The 15,091-nt window shown below is 70.5% G+C and carries 12 protein-coding genes; 8 read left to right on the top strand and 4 right to left on the bottom strand.

Features of this window, described 5'->3' with window-relative positions:
• Positions 1-101: 101 nt before the first annotated feature.
• Entirely contained in the window at positions 102-995 is an 894-nt protein-coding gene (locus tag GWI24_RS10175) for an SIS domain-containing protein (protein ID WP_210945577.1), read from the bottom strand.
• Between the two features lie 133 nt (positions 996-1,128).
• On the opposite strand from GWI24_RS10175, the gene GWI24_RS10170 reads away from it, so the two are divergent.
• On the top strand, positions 1,129-1,914 hold the full coding sequence (locus GWI24_RS10170; protein ID WP_210945576.1) for a DeoR/GlpR family DNA-binding transcription regulator: 786 nt from the start codon (positions 1,129-1,131) through the stop codon (positions 1,912-1,914).
• A gap of 33 nt (positions 1,915-1,947) precedes the next feature.
• Here GWI24_RS10170 and aroQ read toward each other — a convergent pair whose 3' ends face one another.
• Together aroQ and GWI24_RS10160 are read right to left on the bottom strand one after the other, a co-directional pair.
• Positions 1,948-2,421, bottom strand: coding sequence for a type II 3-dehydroquinate dehydratase (gene aroQ, locus GWI24_RS10165; protein WP_210945575.1), 474 nt, complete (start codon positions 2,419-2,421; stop codon positions 1,948-1,950).
• A 77-nt stretch (positions 2,422-2,498) separates the two neighbouring features.
• Positions 2,499-4,304 carry a coagulation factor 5/8 type domain-containing protein gene (locus GWI24_RS10160; protein ID WP_210945574.1) on the bottom strand — a complete coding sequence of 602 codons (1,806 nt, stop codon included), beginning with the start codon at positions 4,302-4,304 and terminating at the stop codon, positions 2,499-2,501.
• Between the two features lie 442 nt (positions 4,305-4,746).
• On the opposite strand from GWI24_RS10160, the gene GWI24_RS10155 reads away from it, so the two are divergent.
• From GWI24_RS10155 to GWI24_RS10145, 3 genes are all read left to right on the top strand, one after another.
• Positions 4,747-5,865, top strand: coding sequence for a DUF1996 domain-containing protein (locus tag GWI24_RS10155; RefSeq protein WP_210945573.1), 1,119 nt, complete (start codon positions 4,747-4,749; stop codon positions 5,863-5,865).
• Positions 5,866-6,006: 141 nt separating this feature from the next.
• Entirely contained in the window at positions 6,007-7,755 is a 1,749-nt protein-coding gene (locus GWI24_RS10150; RefSeq protein ID WP_210945572.1) for a discoidin domain-containing protein, read from the top strand.
• A gap of 125 nt (positions 7,756-7,880) precedes the next feature.
• A complete protein-coding gene (locus GWI24_RS10145; RefSeq protein WP_210945571.1) occupies positions 7,881-8,921 on the top strand; it encodes a LacI family DNA-binding transcriptional regulator in 1,041 nt (346 codons plus the stop codon).
• 101 nt (positions 8,922-9,022) lie between these two features.
• Here GWI24_RS10145 and GWI24_RS10140 read toward each other — a convergent pair whose 3' ends face one another.
• The gene (locus tag GWI24_RS10140; protein ID WP_210945570.1) at positions 9,023-10,333 is read right to left on the bottom strand and encodes an ROK family protein; all 1,311 of its coding nucleotides are present in this window, start codon (positions 10,331-10,333) and stop codon (positions 9,023-9,025) included.
• Between the two features lie 182 nt (positions 10,334-10,515).
• On the opposite strand from GWI24_RS10140, the gene GWI24_RS10135 reads away from it, so the two are divergent.
• From GWI24_RS10135 to GWI24_RS10120, 4 genes are all read left to right on the top strand, one after another.
• Complete coding sequence (locus GWI24_RS10135; RefSeq protein ID WP_210945569.1) at positions 10,516-11,838, top strand: sugar ABC transporter substrate-binding protein; 1,323 nt, start codon at positions 10,516-10,518, stop codon at positions 11,836-11,838.
• A gap of 14 nt (positions 11,839-11,852) precedes the next feature.
• Complete coding sequence (locus GWI24_RS10130; RefSeq protein ID WP_210945568.1) at positions 11,853-12,851, top strand: carbohydrate ABC transporter permease; 999 nt, start codon at positions 11,853-11,855, stop codon at positions 12,849-12,851.
• Complete coding sequence (locus tag GWI24_RS10125; protein ID WP_210945567.1) at positions 12,844-13,719, top strand: carbohydrate ABC transporter permease; 876 nt, start codon at positions 12,844-12,846, stop codon at positions 13,717-13,719. Before GWI24_RS10130 ends, GWI24_RS10125 begins: the two co-directional genes overlap by 8 nt.
• Before the next feature lie 29 nt (positions 13,720-13,748).
• On the top strand, positions 13,749-15,091 hold a 1,343-nt coding region (locus GWI24_RS10120; RefSeq protein ID WP_210945566.1), incomplete at its 3' end, for a GH1 family beta-glucosidase.

Raw genomic sequence — 15,091 nt, 5'->3', positions numbered from 1 at the left:
CTCCTTCCGCCCGTTCCCGTGTTCCGGTCCTGTCCCGTATCCCGCGATCCGCCCGTACCCGCGCGACCCGCTCAGCTCCGCCCGTCCCCGCTCGGCTCCGCTCAGCCGAGGATCACCGAGCGGGTGAGATGGCGCGGCTCGTCGGGGTCGAGCCCGCGCGCCGCCGCGATCGCGACCGCGAGCCGCTGCACCACCACCAGTTCGGCCAGCGGGTCGCGGCCGAAGCCGGCGACCCGGCCACCGGTGCGGGCGATCTCCTCGTCCGCCACGTCCGACGCCCCCTCGCCCAGCCACCACACCACGCTCCGCGGGCCGGTCACGCTGATCGGGCCGTGCCGGTACTCCTTGGCCGGATATGCCTCGGTCCACGCCCCCGCCGCCTCGCGCATCTTGAGCGCGGCCTCCTGGGCGACCCCGTAGGTCCAGCCCCGCCCGAGGAAGGTGAACTGCCCGGCGTCCACGAGCGGCCCGGGCAGCGGCTCGGCGAGCGCCGCCTCCCCGTCCGCCTCCAGATGGTCCAGTGGCGCGCCCAAGTGGGCGCGGAGCAGGACGAGTTCGGTGGTGGCCCAGCGGGTCTGCACCACCGACCGCTCATCGGCGAAGTCGAGCACCACCGCGGCGTCCGCGGCGCCCACGACGGGGGAGTCGGGGACCGCCGTGACGACGGTGGTGGGCACCCGGCCGCGCACCGCGCCGAGCAGCTCCAGCACCTCGGTCGTGGTGCCGGACCGGGACAGCGCGACCACCCGGTCATAGGCGCGGCCGGACGGCATCTCCGACGCCGCGAACGCGTCCGTCTCACCCTGGCCCGCCGCCTCGCGCAGCGCCGCGTACGACTGGGCGATGAACCACGAGGTGCCGCAGCCCACGACGGCGACCCGCTCACCCGCCCGGGGCAGCGCCGCCCGTACGGGCCCCTCCGGATCCCGGGCCAGGGCGATGGCGCGCCGCCAGCAGTCGGGCTGGCTCGCGATCTCGGCCTCGGTGTGGCTCATGGGACTCCCCTCGTCGCACGGATGGCCCGAGCACTATGGATGCGCGGAGTTGTTTCGTACGGGCCGATAATGCGCAGAATCACGCACGGAAGTCCAGAGCCGATGCATGCGGGGAGCGGGTAGGGTGATCGGCGTGAAACGGCCCGAGCGCTGGAACGCCCTGCTGGATCTGCTGGCCAGGGACGGCAGGATCGATGTCGAGGAGGCGGCCGCCGAGCTGGCGGTGTCCGCCGCGACCATCCGGCGCGACCTGGATGAACTCGCTCAGCAGCAGATGCTGACGCGCACCCGCGGCGGCGCGGTCGCGCACAATCTCTCGTACGACCTGCCGCTGCGCTACAAGACCGCCCGGCGTGCCTCGGAGAAGCAGCGCATCGCCGCGGCCGCGGCCCGGATGGCCGAACCGGGCTCGATCGTCGGGCTCAACGGCGGGACGACCACCACCGAGGTCGCCCGCGCCCTCTCCACGCGCGGCGACCTCTCCGCGCCGGGCGGCGGCCCGGCCGTCACGGTCGTCACCAACGCCCTGAACATCGCCAATGAGCTGGCGGTGCGCCCTCAGGTCAAGATCGTGCTCACCGGCGGGGTGGCCCGTCCGCAGTCCTTCGAGCTGATGGGGCCGCTGGCCACCGGGGTGCTGGACCAGGTGTCGCTGGACCTGGCGATCCTCGGTGTGGACGCGCTGGACACGGTCCAGGGCGCGACCGCCCACCATGAGGGCGAGGCCAGCATCAACCACCTCATGGCCGGCCGGGCCGCCCGGGTGGTGGTCGTGGCCGACAGCTCCAAGCTGGGCCGCCGGGCGTTCGCCCGGATCTGCGCACTGGACGAGATCGATGTGCTGGTCACGGACACCGGCGCCGATGAGGAGCTGGTCGCTCCGTACACCGAGGCCGGTGTCCGGGTGATCAGGGCCTGAGGTCTGATCAGGAGGACCTGAGGCGTCGTACGCCTACGCCCTGGCGGCGGCCAGCAGGGCCGCCACCCGCTCGACGGCGAACGCGTAGCCCTGGACACCGCAGCCGGCGATCACCCCGCTGGCCAGCGCGGAGACATAGGAGTGGTGCCGGAAGCTCTCCCGCTGGTGGATGTTGGAGATGTGCACCTCCACGATGGGCAGACCGTCGCAGGTGGCCAGGGCGTCGCGCAGGGCGACGGAGGTGTGGGAGTACCCCGCGGGGTTGATGATGACCGCCGCGTGGCGCTCCCGGGCCTCATGGATCCAGTCGATCAGCTGGCCCTCGTGGTTGCTCTGCCGGCAGTCGGTCGTCAGACCGTGCGGCGCGGCCGTCTCGGCCACCAGTTTCTCGATGTCGGCCAGCGTGTCGGTGCCGTAGATCTCGGGTTGCCGGCGGCCCAGCAGGTTCAGGTTCGGTCCGTTGAGCACCATGATCGTGGAGCGGTCGCGCACGGGGGTGGTGGCCATGGCGTGTGGTCCTTCCTGGGCGGTCGGCACTTCGAGGGGCGGCTCACCGGGGGCACCGACCCGCGAGGCATCGTAGATCAGGGATATGACACCACGGTGGACGGCACGGTGGAGGTGCCCGAGGTGGGAGATCCGGTGTCATTGATGACGCGCTCGTACTGGCCTTGGCCGCCGAGCGAGACGACCAGCAGATTGTGGAACTTCACCCCCGACGCGTTCGGCGCGGCGAAGCCGTGGTGCTGCACGATGCTCGGGTCGACGTTGTAGTAGCAGTAGCTGCCGAGCCCCCATCCCTCGTGCGTGGTCACCGAATCGGCCACCTTGTAGGCCGCGTAGCCCTTGATGGAGCCGTTCTGGATGGCCGCCTGGTTCGGGGCGTCGTACGCCTTCTCGTTCTGGAAGAAGATGGTGCGGCCCCGCTGCCCGAACCACTGCACGTCGTACTTGTTGAAGTGCTCCACGAACAGCCCGGTGGCCAGCACGTCGTCGCCGTTGACCCGGATGCCGTAGTCGGCGCGGTTGGTCTCCCAGCCGACACCGTCGCCGTGGTCGGCGCGCCAGACCCAGGTGTGGTCGACGATGGTGTGCCGGCTGTTGATCACCATGCTGGTGGTGGCCTTGCCGGGGCCCGCGCCGCCGATGCGGATGAACACGTCCTGGACGGTGGTGGGGTTGGCCGAGTGGTCGGCCGAGGCCCCTTGCGGCCCGACCTCCAGCAGCGTGGCGGAGTTCACCGGTCCGGCGTCGATGAGGAAACCGGCCAGCCGCACCCCGTCGACATCGGCGACCTTCAGCGCGGTGACGCCGTTGTCGGGGATGAGGGTGGCGTAGCCGAGCCCGAGGACGACGGTGTTCGCACGGTTCACCTGGACCGGCCGGTCGAGGTGGTAGATCCCCGGGGTGAGCAGCAGATGCAGCCCCTGGGTGAGCGCCTCGTTGAGGGTGGCCGCGGTGACGCCGGGCTTGGCCACGTAGAACTGCGACAGCGGCAGCGAGGTGCCTCTGGGGGTGCCGTTGCCCCAGGTGACGCCGCGGGCGTCGGTGCGCTTCTCGGGCAGGAAGACCCGGTACTCGCCGCCGTTGAGGTACAGGAAGGGCTTCTCCCGGGAGACGGGGGTGGTGTTGAGCGTGGTGTACGGCGGGTTGGGGAAGCTCTGCCCGGGCGCGCCCTCCACACCGGAGAACACCATGTTCCACACGCCGTTGAGCCAGCTGCCGATCGCACTGTCGCGGGTGTACCACTGCTGCTGGGAGTACGGTCCGACCTGGCCGTCGATGCGGCTGTCCGCGATGTAGCCGCCGCTCGCCCAGCCGTAGCCGTTGGGGGCGAGGTTGAGCCCGCCGCGGACGTGCATCCGCCGGAAGGGGGCCGCCTGCGCCACGGCCCAGCGGTTGGTGCCGTTGACCGGTACGACCGCGAGGTTCTCCGCCGAGCGCCAGAAGTTCTGGGTGGCATTGCCGTTGAACCACCCGGCGTCCACCGTGATGTCGCCGTTGATGGTCGTGTCGTCGGGGGACAGCCCCAGCCCGGCGATGGAGGTGTAGAAGCCGATCTGGGCGTTGAGCCCGCTGTAGCTGCCGGGCTTGAACAGCAGGGCGTAGCGCCCGGTGCCGAACTGGGCCGACTCCTGCTTCTTGAACACCTCGTCCAGCTTGGCCTGGATGCCGGGCGTGGACGGGTCGAAGACGATCACGTTCGGGCCGAGGTCGCCGCCGCCCGGCAGGGCCTTGGGGCTCTTGCCCCGCCCCGAGGAGGCGGCGGCCGCCGGAGTGGCCAGGCCGCCGAGGGCGGGGGCCGATGCGACGGCGGCCGCGGCGCCGAGCACCGCCCGGCGGCCGACCGCGGAGCGGCCGGAGGAGGAAGACGTGGGGGAAGGCGTCATAGGGGCGTCTCTCCTGGTTCAGTAAATGAACGGGATGGGGGGTGAGGGAGCGCTCTCTTGCCGTCGCATGCTTCATCCATGTGAACGACTCGTCAAGAGTTGTGACCGCAGTCCTTACATGTTGTTGCTTTTTGAACGTCAACTGCCCTGGTTAATCCGCTGGTTCGGGGGAACTTGGGGAGATTTGTGATCGGCCGTGCCCCTGGCTGTTGTGTTCAAGAGGGAAAGGGGAACCGGCGTCTGATCCTTTCCGCTCGAGCCTTGACACCTTCGCGTCCCCGCCCGGACACTCCCATCTCGGAGAGCGCTCTCCCACTGTTGTCGCGGGCCGGTGACGGCCCGTCACTCGGGCGGCCCGGCCCGCACCCACGGCACCGCGAGTCCTCGCCGTGCGAGGGCCGCCCGGCCACCTTCACCCTCTCTCCATGTGGCAGGAGTCTCCATGGCACGGAGATCGAAGATCGTTTCAGGCACCCTGATCGCGGGCGCGCTGCTGCTGACCTCGCTCGGGCTCGGTGGTATCGCGATGAGCGCCGAGACGCCCGTGGCGAAGTCCGCGGGCGGCGGTGTCACGGCGGCCCACGCGGCCCATGCGGGGCACGTGGCCCACGCGGGGCACGCCATGGCGGCGTCGTCCGCCTCCTCGCCCGAGGACCCTGACGGCGATGGCTACATTCCCGCGAACCCGCCGGTCACCGGCGTCACCCCGTCCACGAAGGAGCCGCCCCACCGCTACTTCCACGAGTTCCAGGCCAACTGCTCGGTGAGCCACACCAAACCGGACGACCCCATCGTGCATCCGCAGCAGCCGGGCGCGTCCCATGACCACACCTTCATGGGCAACACCACGACCGACGCGGCCAGCACCACGGCCTCCCTCGAGGCCGGCCGCACCACCTGCAAGGCGCCGGGGGACAAGTCGGGCTACTGGATGCCCACGCTCTCAGACGGCGACAAGCCGGTGCTGCCCATCGGCCCGCAGACCATCTACTACAAGGCGGGCGTGACCGACTACACCAGTGTCCGGCCGTTCCCCAAGGGGCTGCGGTTCGTGGTGGGCGACCCGATGCAGACCGCCGAGGAGTTCCGCCGTCACCCCGGCTTCGTGGAGGGCTGGGAGTGCGGCGACAGCTTCTTCAACGTCGAGTTCCCCAAGGACTGCCCGAGCCGTCCCGAGGTCCAGCTCAACATCCGTTTCCAGGCGCCCAGTTGCTGGGACGGAAAGTACCTGGACACGCCCGACCACCGCAGCCATATGGCCTACCCGGTGGTCAATCCCGGCACGAACAACAACGTGTGCCCCGCCGACCACCCGGTGGCGCTGCCGATGGTCGAGTTCAAGATGGCCTTCCCGGTCAACGGTGACCTCTCCCGGGCGAGGCTGGCCAGCGGTCCGAGCTGGTCGTTCCACTACGACTTCTTCAACGCCTGGGACGCGCCGACGCTCAAGGCGCTCGTCGACCACTGCGTGGTCGGGGCGCTCCAGTGCGACGCCCGCGGCTATGACCAGACCCACCCCGAGGCCGGAGCGGCCCTCGACGAGAACTACGAGCTGCCGTAGCCGCCGTAGCCGCCGTAGCACCGCGGCTGCCGTAGCTGCTGTACCTGCCGTAGCACCGCGGCCCGGCCGCTCGCGGGACACACCGCCGCGGCCGGGCCGTCCGCACTCGACTCCCCCGCCGACACACCGAAAGACACCATCATGACCCGGATCCGTACCTCCCCACGCCGTATCGCGGCGCCCCTCGCCGCCGGTCTGCTGGCCGCCGGTGCCCTCGCGCTGCCCGGCCAGCAGGCACACGCCGCCGGAAGCGTCGTCAAGGTCACCGGCGCCCAGGGCGACTGGCGGCTGACCGTGGACGGCCAGCCGTATCAGATCAAGGGCCTGACCTGGGGCCCCGCCATCGCGGACGCCGACCGCTACCTCCCCGATCTGCGGTCGATGGGCGTGAACACCATCCGCACCTGGGGCACCGACGCCACCAGCAAACCCCTCTTCGACTCCGCGGCCGCGCATGGCATCAAGGTGATCGCCGGATTCTGGCTCCAGCCCGGTGGCGGCCCGGGCAGCGGCGGCTGTGTGAACTACCGGACGGACACCGCCTACAAGGATCAGATGGCCGCCGAGTTCACCAAATGGGTCTCCGCCTACAAGGACCACCCGGGCGTGCTGATGTGGAATGTGGGCAACGAGTCGGTGCTCGGCCTCCAGAACTGCTACAGCGGCGATGAGCTGGAGCGGCAGCGGGACGCCTACACCACGTTCGTCAACGACATCGCCAAGAAGATCCATGCCATCGACCCCGGCCACCCGGTGACCTCCACCGACGCCTGGACCGGCGCGTGGCCGTACTACAAGAAGAACGCCCCCGACCTCGATCTGTACGCCGTCAACTCCTACAACGCCGTGTGCGACATCAAGGCCGCCTGGGAGCAGGGCGGTTACACCAAGCCGTACATCGTCACCGAGACCGGCCCGGCGGGGGAGTGGGAGGTCCCCGACGACTCCAACGGTGTGCCCGAGGAGCCCACCGACCAGGCCAAGGCCGCGGGCTACACCAAGGCGTGGAACTGCGTCACCGGCCACAAGGGCGTCGCGCTCGGCGCCACGATGTTCCACTACGGCACCGAGGACGACTTCGGTGGCGTCTGGTTCAATCTGCTGCCCGCCGGCCAGAAGCGGCTGTCGTACTACGCGGTGAAGAAGGCGTACGGCGCGGACACCTCGCGCGACAACACACCGCCGGTCATCTCCTCACTGGCCGTGGAGGGCGATGCCGCCAAGGTGGAGGCGGGCCGCGACCTGACGCTCGCGGTCAAGGCCACCGATCCCGACGGCGACGCCATTTCCTACCAGGTGCTGGGCAGCACGATGTACCTCGACAAGGACAAGAGGCTCATCCCGCTGTCCGCCACCGACCTCGGCGGCGGTCGGCTGAGGGTCACCGCGCCGGACCGCCCCGGGGTGTGGAAGGTGTACGTCAAGGCCACCGACGGCAGGGGCAACGTCGGCGTCGAGACCCGTTCCATGCGGGTGGTCCCGCCCGCTGTGAACGGCACCGACGTGGCCCTCGGCAGGCCTGCCACCGCCTCCTCGTACCAGACGGGTGGCGGCGACTGCCCCTGCACCCCGGCCAACGCCGTGGACGGCAAGGCGGACACCCGCTGGGCCGCCGACTGGAGCGATCCGCAGTGGCTCCAGGTCGACCTCGGCGCGTCCACCTCCTTCACCCACGTCCAGCTGGTGTGGGAGTCCGCCTACGCCAAGGCGTACACCATCCAGACCTCCGACGACGGCAGCAACTGGCGCACCGTCCGTGAGGTGACCGACGGCAACGGCGGTGTGGACGACTTCGACGTCTCGGGCACCGGGCGCTACGTCCGCGTCCACGGCACGGCCCGTGGCACGGGCTACGGCTACTCGCTCTACGAGTTCGGCGTCTACCGCTGAGGCGCTGAGGCCGAGCCGTGGCCGGTCGTCGTCCTGGGCCCGTCCCCGGGGCGTCCTGGCGCGTCCCCGACGGTGGCGGGAGAGCGCTCTATGCCCCCGGGACACGCTGCCACTAGGGTGCGGACATGAACCGACAGGCCCCGACCTTGGAGGATGTCGCCCGGGAGGCCGGTGTCTCCCGGGCGACCGTGTCCCGGGTCGTCAATGGTGTCCGCAACGTGGATCCGGCCATCCAGGACCTGGTCCGCCTGGCGATCGAGAGGACCGGCTACGCGCCCAACCGGGCGGCCAGATCGCTGGTGACCCGGCGCACCGGCACCGTGGCGCTCGTCGTCTCCGGGGCCGGGGACACCTCGGAGGAGGAGCAGAACGCCTTCGCCGCCCGGGTGTTCGCGGACCCGTTCTTCGGCCGGGTGGTCGGTGGCGTGGTGGGATTCCTGCGGCCACGCTCGACGCACCCGGTGCTGATGTTCGCCGAGTCCCCCGAGGCCAGGCAGGAGGTGGTGAGGTATCTGCGGCAGGGGAACGCGGACGGGGCCCTCGTGGTGTCCACCCACCCCGACGATCCACTGCCCGCGCTGCTCGCCGAGGCGGGACTGCCCGCCGTGCTGTTCGCCCGGCCCGTGCGGCCGGTGGCGCTCAGCCACGTCGACCTGGCGCACTGGGACGGTGGCCGCATCGCCGCCGAGCGCCTGCTGGCCCGGCGGTGCCGGAAGGTGGCCACCGTGTCGGGGCCGTCGGCCGTGGCGGCGAGCCAGGAGCGGCTCGCCGGGTTCCGCGACACCATGGCCCGCGGCGGCCACCCGTACGTTCCGGTGGCCGAGGGCGGTTTCACCCTGGACAGCGGGGTGGCGGCGATGACCGCGCTGCTCGCCGAACACCCCGATGTGGAGGGGGTGTTCGCGGCCAACGACCTGATGGCCCAGGGGGTCTGCCAGGTGCTGAGGGAGCGCGGCCGGCGGGTGCCCGAGGATGTCGCGGTCGTCGGCTTCGACGACTCCAGCGTGGCCGCCACCTGCCGGCCGCCGCTGACCTCGGTGCGCCAGCCGGTGGAGGACATGGCGGCGGCGATGGCCCGGCTGCTCGACGAGCACGTCCGGGGCCTGCGCACCGATCCGGTCGCGGTCCTCTTCGAACCGGAGCTGGTGGTACGGGAGTCGGCGTAGCGGTACGGGAGTCGGCGTAGGGCTACGGGAGTCGGCGTAGCCCTGCGCCGGACGTGTGCGTCGCCCCCTGTGCCACCCGCATACGGCGCTACGGCCCGCCCCTACGCCAGCCGCGTGCCCAGGGTCGTGCGCCACGCCGGGGACGGCTCCGGCGAGGGCCCGGCGGGCAGGCGGCGCCCACCGCGGGCGAAGAAGTCGGCGAGCGGCAGGATCGCGGCGCCCACCGTCACCGCGTCCGGCCCCAGCGCCCCCAGGTCGATGCCGACGCGTCCGGACGGGTACGGCAGCGCGTACGCGAGCGCGTGGCGGCGCACCGAGTCCAGGAAGCGCGCGCCGAGTTGGAGACCGGCCCAGCCGCCGACCAGGATGCGCTCGGGCTGGAAGAGGTTGATCAGGTCGGACAGCCCCGCGCCCAGGTACTCCGCCGTCTCGGCGAGGACGGCGGCCGCCAACGGGTCCGGGTCGCCGCCGTCGTCGTCGGGGTAGGCGGCGGCCAGCATCGCCGTCAGGGCGGTCTCCTCGTCGGTGTCGGACGGCGGCCGCCCGCCCGCCTCCTGCCAGCGTTCCAGCAGCGCTTCCGCGCCCGCGTACGCCTCCAGACAGCCCAGCGCCCCGCAGCGGCACCGGCGGCCCCGCACCCGCACGGTGAGATGCCCCCACTCCACCGCCCGGCCGTGCTCGACGTCGTCGGTCACGACGCAGGCGCCGACGCCCGACCCGAAGAGCACCACCACCGCGTTGCGCGCACCGCGCCCGGCGCCGAACCACATCTCGGCCTGCCCGAGCGTCTTGGCGCCGTTCTCGATGAAGTACGGGACCTCCTGGGGGAGATGGCCCGGCCGGCGCAGCATCCGCTCCAGCGGGACCGCCTCCCAGCCGATCGGCTGGCCGTGCACCACCGCACCGCCCTCCTCGGAGTGCTCGACGATGCCGGGGACGCCGATGCCGACGCCGAGGAGCCGATCGGGGGTGAGCCCGGCCGCCTCCATGACCTCGGCGATGCCGTCGCGGATATGGCCCGCGATCAGCTCGCTGTCGTAGCGGTCCCGGTGCTCGGAACCGCGCGTGGGCAACGGCCGGTCCGCATGGGCCCGTTCGGCCAGCGCGAGATCGAACAGCTCGACACGGACCCGGGTCTCGCCGACATCCACCCCGATCATGTGGCCGCTGTGCGGGGCGATCCGCAGCAGGGTGCGGGGTCGGCCGCCGTCGGAGTCGACGCTTCCGGCCTCCTCCACCAGCTCCTCGGCGAGCAGTTCGGCGACCACATTGCTGATGGAACCTGAACTCAGGCCGGTCGCGGGAGCCAGCGAATAGCGGCTCATCGGCCCGTCGAAGTACAACCGGCGCAGCACGGCGGCACGGTTCTCCCGCCGCAGGTCACGAACCGTACGGCCGTTGTTCGCCGTCACCTGGCCTCCTCAACTCCGGACTCCGCGCCGCAAGATACCTCCGCCGGATCTCTTGACGCGACCTTCTCTTGAGGTTTAACTCACGTCCTAAATTAAGCCGTGAGCGGCTTCGGGAGTTGAACGCGGTTGCGTACCCGGGCCCTTCTTGGCATTCACCACTCCCGGAAGGGACACCAGGAGCCATGCGCAGCATCCGAGTCGCGGCCGTAGGCGCCGTCACCTTGTCACTCGCCCTCGCCGTCTCGGCCTGCGGCGGCGGTTCCTCGACGGCCGGCGGCGGCGGATCCAACGACTCGCCGAAGACGCTCACGTACTGGGCCTCCAACCAGGGCGCCAGCATCACGGTGGACAAGAAGGTCCTGAAGCCCGAGCTCGACAAGTTCGAGAAACAGACCGGGATCAGAGTGAAACTGGAGGTCATCCCCTGGTCCGAGCTGCTGAACCGGATCCTCACCGCCACCACCTCCGGCCAGGGCCCCGATGTGCTGAACATCGGCAACACCTGGAGCGCCTCGCTCCAGGCGTCCGGGGCGCTGCTGTCGTGGGACGACAAGAACTTCGGCAGCATCGGCGGCAAGGACCGCTTCGTGGACTCCGCCCTCGGCTCGACCGGGGTGAAGGGCGAGGACCCGGCCGCGGTGCCGCTGTACTCGATGGCGTACGCGCTCTACTACAACAAGAAGATGTTCGCCGACGCGGGCATCTCCAAGCCGCCCGCCACCTGGGACGACGTCGTCGCCGACGGCAAGAAGCTCTCCAAGGACGGCAAATGGGGTCTCGGCGCCGAGGGCGCGAACCTCTCGGAGAACATCCACCAGGTGTTCGTCTTCGCCAAGCAGCACGGCGCGGACTTCTTCACCGCCGACGGCAAGCCCGACTTCACCTCGGACGGCGCGGTCACCGCGATCAAGCAGTATGTCGACCTGATGGCGAAGGACAAGATCATCGCCCCGGGCAACGCCGAGTACGCGCAGAACCAGTCCCTCAGCGACTTCGCCAAGGGCAAGACGGCCATGGTCCTGTGGCAGACCGCCTCCGCCACCTTCGCCTCCCTGGGCATGAAGGACGACGAGTGGGGCGTGGCCCCGGCGCCCGTGCGCTCCGGCACCCCCGGCACCGGCACCGCCGTCAACTCGATGGTCGCGGGCATCAACCTGGCCGTCTTCAAGAACACCGACAACCACGACGGCGCCCTGAAGTTCGTGAAGTTCATGACCAGCGACGCAGAGCAGAAGATCCTCAACAAGGCGTACGGCTCCATCCCGCCGGTCAAGGCCGCCCAGTCCGACCCCGCGTTCAACACCCAGGCGACGGCCGCCCTGCGGGACACCCTCGCCAAGAGCGCCGAGGCGCTGCCGCAGGTGGCCGACGAGTCGCAGTTCGAGACGTCCGTGGGCACGGCCGTCAAGGAGCTGTTCGCGGACGCCGCCGCCGGACGCCCGGTGACCACCGCGTCGGTGAAGGCCAAGCTGGAGAAGGCCCAGCAGCAGATGCCGGCGAAGTGAGCGCGGACACCCCTATGACCACCACGACCGCCACCGCCGAGGCAGACCGGCGGACCGTGTCGGGGAGCACCCCCGGGGCGGCGCGAGGCCCGCGCCGCCCCGGGCGGATCCGCCGCATCGGACTGCCGTATCTGCTGCTCCTGCCCGCCCTGGTCCTCGAGCTCCTGGTCCATCTGGTGCCGATGGTGATGGGCATCCTGATGAGCTTCAAGGTGCTCACCCGGTTCTCCATCCGGGACTGGACCGCCGCCCCCTGGTCCGGCTTCGACAACTACAAGCTCTCGGTGGACATCAACGCGCCGGCCGGTGAGGCGCTGCTCCACTCGTTCTGGGTCACCTGCGGCTTCACCGTGCTGTCGGTCGGGCTGTGCTGGCTGCTGGGCACCGCCACCGCCATCTTCCTCCAGGACACCTTCCGCGGACGGGGTGTGCTCCGCACCCTGTTCCTGGTCCCGTACGCCCTGCCCGTCTACACGGCCGTCATCACCTGGGCGTTCATGTTCCAGCACGACAACGGGCTGGTGAACCACGTCCTCCACGATCAGCTGGGCCTCACCGACAAGCCCTCGTTCTGGCTGATCGGCGACAACAGCTTCATCGCCCTGCTGACCGTGTCGGTGTGGAAGGGCTGGCCGTTCGCGTTCCTCGTCGTCATGGCCGGTCTGCAGAACATCCCCAAGGAGCTCTACGAGGCGGCCGCCCTCGACGGCGCCGGGATGTGGCAGCAGATCCGCCGCATCACCCTGCCCTCGCTGCGCCCGGTCAACCAGGTGCTGGTGCTGGTGCTGTTCCTGTGGACGTTCAACGACTTCAACACACCGTATGTGCTGTTCGGCAGGGCAGCGCCGGAGGCCGCGGACCTCATCTCGATCCACGTCTACCAGACGACATTCGCCACCTGGAACTTCGGCACCGGGTCCGCCATGTCCGTCCTGCTGCTGCTCTTCCTGCTCGTGGTGACGGGCCTGTACCTCCTGCTGACCTCCCGACGAAGGAAGACGGCCGATGTCTAGCACCTCCCCGGTGCGGCCCCGCTCACCGATGGCCGCCCCCCGGTCCTTCCTCTGGGCCCGCCGGATCTTCCTCACCCTGCTCACCGGGTTCGTCCTGCTGCCGGTGTACGTCATGGTCTCCAGCTCCCTGAAGCCACTGGAGGACGTCTCGGGGACGTTCCGCTGGCTGCCGAGCGGGCTGACCATCCGCCCCTACATCGACATCTGGTCGACGGTCCCGCTCGCCAAGTACTTCATGAACTCGGCCATCGTGGCGGGCGCGGCGACCGTCTGCTCGGTGGTGATCGCCGTCTTCGCCGCGTACGCGGTCAGCCGGTACCGCTTCCGGGGCAAGCGGGTGTTCACCGTCACCGTCCTGTCCACCCAGATGTTCCCCGGGATCCTCTTCCTGCTGCCGCTGTTCCTCATCTACGTGAACATCGGCAACGCCACCGGCATCGCCCTCTTCGGCTCCCGGGGCGGCCTCATCCTCACCTATCTCACCTTCTCGCTGCCGTTCTCGATCTGGATGCTCATCGGGTACTTCGACTCGGTGCCACGCGATCTGGACGAGGCGGCGCTGGTGGACGGCTGCGGACCGCTGGGCGCGCTGTTCCGGGTCGTCGTCCCGGCCGCGATCCCCGGCATCGTCGCCGTCGCCGTCTACGCGTTCATGACCGCCTGGGGCGAGGTGCTCTTCGCGTCGGTGATGACCAACGACACCACCCGCACCCTCGCCGTGGGCCTCCAGGGCTACGCCACCCAGTCCGAGGTGTACTGGAACCAGGTCATGGCCGCCTCGCTCGTCGTCAGTGTCCCCGTGGTCGCGGGCTTCCTGCTGCTGCAGCGCTATCTCGTGGCCGGACTCACCGCCGGAGCCGTGAAGTGACCGGCCTTCCCACCTCTGAAAGGACGTACGTGTCCGAACTCCTGGACCTCACAGCCTTCCCGCACGACTTCCTGTGGGGCACGGCCACCTCCGCCTACCAGGTCGAGGGAGCCGTCGCCGAGGACGGACGGTCGCCCTCGATCTGGGACACCTTCTCGCACACCCCCGGCAAGGTGGCGGGCGACGACCACGGCGATGTGGCCTGCGACCACTACCACCGCTGGCGCCAGGACATCGGGCTGATGAAGCGGCTCGGCACCAACGCCTACCGGCTGTCCATCGCCTGGCCACGCGTGGTGCCGGGCGGCGACGGGCCGGTCAACGCCAAGGGCCTGGCCTTCTACGACGAGCTGATCGACGGCCTGCTGGCGGCGGGCATCACCCCGTCCGTCACCCTGTACCACTGGGACCTGCCCCAGGTGCTCCAGGACCGGGGCGGCTGGCCCGAGCGCGACACCGCCGAGCACTTCGCCGCGTACGCCTCGGTGGTGGCCGACCGCCTCGGCGACCGGGTGCACCACTGGACCACCCTCAACGAGCCGCTGTGCTCGGCCTGGATCGGCCACCTCGACGGCGTGATGGCGCCCGGGCTCACCGATCTGACCGCGGCGGTCCGCGCCTCGTACCATCTGCTGCTCGGCCATGGCCTCGCCGCCCAGGCGATCAGGGCCGCCGCGCCACGCGCCGAGGTCGGCATCGTCAACAACCTCAACACCGTGGAGGCGGCCACCGACCGGCCGGAGGACCAGGCCGCCGCGCGGCGCATGGACGGCCACACCAACCGCTGGTGGCTGGACCCGGTGCACGGCCGTGGCTTCCCCGCCGACATGCGCGAGGTGTACGGGGTCGAACTGCCGGAGCGCCCCGGCGACCTGGACACCATCGCCGCACCCCTGGACTGGCTGGGCCTGAACTACTACTTCCCGGCCACCGTCGCCGACGACCCCACCGGCCCGGCCCCGCACGCCCGCGCCATCCGCCGCCCGGACCTCCCCCGCACGGGCATGGACTGGGAGGTCGACGCCGGCGGTATCGAAACCCTGCTGCTGCGCCTGACCGTCGAATACGGCGCCCGCAAGCTGTACGTCACCGAGAACGGCTCCGCCTACCCCGATGTCGTACGCCCGGACGGGACCGTGGACGACCCCGAGCGCCAGGACTACCTCGTCCAGCACCTCGCGGCCTGCGCCTCGGCGGTCCGCAAGGGCGCCCCGCTGGCCGGCTACTTCGCCTGGTCGCTGCTGGACAACTTCGAGTGGGCCTACGGCTACGACAAGCGCTTCGGCCTCGTCCACGTCGACTACCGCACCCAGTCCCGCACCATCAAGGGGACCGGCCACCGGTACGCGGAGATCATCCGCGACCACCGGGG

The organism is Streptomyces sp. MK37H (genome assembly GCF_018035285.1).
In the GTDB taxonomy this organism is placed as follows: domain Bacteria; phylum Actinomycetota; class Actinomycetes; order Streptomycetales; family Streptomycetaceae; genus Streptomyces; species Streptomyces endocoffeicus.
The sequence above is the reverse complement of the archived record's forward strand: the minus strand, read 5'-3'. Positions and strand labels throughout refer to the sequence as shown.

Coding starts and splice junctions, on each gene's coding strand:
- GWI24_RS10175 (WP_210945577.1), bottom strand. CDS start 995: ATGAGCCACACCGAGGCCGAGATCGCGAGCCAGCCCGACTGCTGGCGG.
- aroQ (WP_210945575.1), bottom strand. CDS start 2,421: ATGGCCACCACCCCCGTGCGCGACCGCTCCACGATCATGGTGCTCAAC.
- GWI24_RS10150 (WP_210945572.1), top strand. CDS start 6,007: ATGACCCGGATCCGTACCTCCCCACGCCGTATCGCGGCGCCCCTCGCC.
- GWI24_RS10130 (WP_210945568.1), top strand. CDS start 11,853: ATGACCACCACGACCGCCACCGCCGAGGCAGACCGGCGGACCGTGTCG.
- GWI24_RS10155 (WP_210945573.1), top strand. CDS start 4,747: ATGGCACGGAGATCGAAGATCGTTTCAGGCACCCTGATCGCGGGCGCG.
- GWI24_RS10160 (WP_210945574.1), bottom strand. CDS start 4,304: ATGACGCCTTCCCCCACGTCTTCCTCCTCCGGCCGCTCCGCGGTCGGC.
- GWI24_RS10145 (WP_210945571.1), top strand. CDS start 7,881: ATGAACCGACAGGCCCCGACCTTGGAGGATGTCGCCCGGGAGGCCGGT.
- GWI24_RS10135 (WP_210945569.1), top strand. CDS start 10,516: ATGCGCAGCATCCGAGTCGCGGCCGTAGGCGCCGTCACCTTGTCACTC.
- GWI24_RS10125 (WP_210945567.1), top strand. CDS start 12,844: ATGTCTAGCACCTCCCCGGTGCGGCCCCGCTCACCGATGGCCGCCCCC.